This window comes from Thermococcus sp. Bubb.Bath, from assembly GCF_012027595.1.
Taxonomy (GTDB): Archaea; Methanobacteriota_B; Thermococci; order Thermococcales; family Thermococcaceae; genus Thermococcus.
In genome coordinates this window covers 1-394 of sequence record NZ_SNUR01000062.1, presented here as the reverse complement: position 1 = coordinate 394, position 394 = coordinate 1, and the positions used below count along the sequence as shown (strand labels likewise).

The 394-nt window shown below is 60.2% G+C and carries 1 protein-coding gene; it reads right to left on the bottom strand.

What is annotated here, in order from left to right:
• Positions 1 to 145 (bottom strand): CNNM domain-containing protein (locus E3E29_RS12120; RefSeq protein ID WP_167911118.1); only part of this gene is annotated, 145 nt, incomplete at its 3' end.
• Positions 146 to 394 lie beyond the last annotated feature (249 nt).

Sequence of the window (394 nt, the reverse complement as noted above, 5' to 3'; positions counted from 1 at the left end):
AGACCACCGTGGCCTCGCTGTTGCCCTGCTTCGACAGCCGCAACATGCTGGCGCGCGAGGCGCCGGTCAGCGCGGTCTCACTCGCCGAGAAGAAGGCGGAGATGAGCAGGCAGAGCAGAACGATCGAGAAGGTGAACCATCCCACTGATTTGATCCGTGGCTAGAGCATGATCCGGAAAAGTGCGAAGCGGTTTTTCGAAAAGATCATGCTCAAACAAAGAGCTAAAGCGCGATGACGATTCAACCAAATATCATCGCGCTTTAGGTCAGCGACCCACCACCCTATCCCCGTCACCCTGAGGAGCCGCGCTTTCGCGCGGCGTCTCGAAGGATCGGCGGTCCGGTTCTCTCCAGTCGGCGCCATCGGGGCCGTGCATCCTTCGAGACGCGCGGA